Origin of the sequence: Acidocella sp. KAb 2-4, assembly GCF_020567705.1 — a bacterium.
Lineage (GTDB): Bacteria > Pseudomonadota > Alphaproteobacteria > Acetobacterales > Acetobacteraceae > Acidocella.
The window spans coordinates 1-1,301 of sequence record NZ_JAJDJU010000066.1; the positions used below are offsets into that span (position 1 = coordinate 1).

The following is a 1,301-nucleotide window of genomic DNA, read 5'->3' on the forward strand; positions in this document are numbered from 1 at the left end:
CTGCTGTTGCGCCTGGCTCAGGCGGCTGAGGTGGAGGCCAGGCGCGAGGCGATGTTCGCGGGCGAGAAGATCAACGTCACCGAAAACCGCGCCGTGCTGCACACCGCGCTGCGGGCCGGTGATGAGGCGCGCATTCTGGTGGATGGCGCCGATGTGATGCCCGAGGTGCGGGCGATGCGCGCGCGGCTATTCGCCTTCGCCGAGGCGGTGCGCGCGGGCGCGGTCACCGGCGCCACCGGGCAGCGCTTCACCGATATCGTGAATATCGGCATTGGCGGCTCCGATCTTGGCCCCGCCATGGCCGCCGCCGCGCTGGCCCCGTATCACGACGGCCCGCGCACGCATTTTGTCTCCAATGTCGATGCCGCGCATCTCGCCGACACGCTGAAGCCGCTCGACCCCGCGCGCACGCTGGTCATCGTCGCCTCGAAAACCTTCACCACCATCGAGACCATGACCAACGCGCAGACCGCGCGGCGCTGGCTGGTGGCGGCGCTGGGCGAAGAGGCGGTGCGCGCGCATTTCGCCGCCGTCTCCACCGCCCAGGACAAGATCGCCGCGTTTGGCATCGAGCCCCACAAAACCTTCGGCTTTTGGGACTGGGTGGGCGGGCGCTACTCGGTGTGGGGCGCCATCGGCCTGCCGGTGATGCTGGCCATCGGGGCCGAGAATTTCCGCGCCTTCCTGGCCGGGGCGCGGGCGATGGACCAGCATTTCCGCACCGCGCCGCTGGCGCAAAACCTGCCCGTGCTGCTGGCGCTGCTCGGCATCTGGCACCGCAATGTCTGCGGCTACCCCGCCCGCGCCATTCTGCCCTACGACCAGCGCCTGGCCCGGCTGCCCGCCTATTTGCAGCAGCTCGACATGGAGTCAAACGGCAAGCGCGTCACCCGCGACGGCCTGCAAGTGGCCCAGGCCACCGGCCCGCTGGTGTTCGGCGAGCCGGGCACTAACGGCCAGCACGCCTTCTACCAGCTGCTGCACCAGGGCAGCGATGTGGTGCCGTGCGAATTCCTGATCGCCGCGCGCGGGCATGAGCCGGAGCTGCGGCATCATCACGAGCTGCTGATCGCCAATTGCCTCGGCCAGGCGCAGGCCTTGATGCGCGGGCGCACCCTGGAGGAAGCCGGCGGCAACCCGCATCGCGTGTTCCCCGGCAACCGCCCCAGCCTGCTGCTCGCCTATCCGCAACTCACCCCGGAAACACTGGGCCAAATCATCGCCCTCTACGAACACCGCATCTTCACCGAGGCCGCCATCTGGAACATCAACGCCTTCGACCAATGGGGCGTCGAACTCGG

1 protein-coding gene is annotated in these 1,301 nt (G+C 68.9%); it reads left to right on the plus strand.

Features of this window, described 5'->3' with window-relative positions; genetic code table 11:
* On the plus strand, window positions 1–1,301 hold a 1,301-nt coding region (gene pgi, locus LI953_RS15330; protein ID WP_227076959.1), incomplete at both ends, for a glucose-6-phosphate isomerase.